Annotated in this window: 1 protein-coding gene; it reads left to right on the top strand. The window is 66.8% G+C overall.

The window, feature by feature from the left end:
* Positions 1 to 22: 22 nt before the first annotated feature.
* On the top strand, positions 23 to 229 hold a 207-nt coding region (locus AC0IYH_RS34390), incomplete at its 3' end, for a hypothetical protein (protein ID WP_471838985.1).

The following is a 229-nucleotide window of genomic DNA, read 5'->3' as shown; positions in this document are numbered from 1 at the left end:
CGCGAACTGCAGACGATTGCCGATGTCGTCGACGCCGCTCGCGAAGCGCAGCCGCATCGTCGCTGAGCGATGCTGGCTCGGAATGGAACAGCGCGTCGCCCAAGCGTCTTGTGACGGCCAGTGGCCCGTGAGACAGCCCATCATCATGCCATCTGCCAGCCTCGTCGATCTCGTTGAGAAGGTGCTCGCCCGCGCGCCGGAGTGGGTGAGGGTGGACCTTGCCGCCCGC

The sequence above is a fragment of the Pseudomonas sp. AC463 genome, assembly GCF_979253585.1.
Note: the sequence above shows the minus strand (reverse complement) of the source record. Positions and strands in the feature narration are given on the sequence as shown.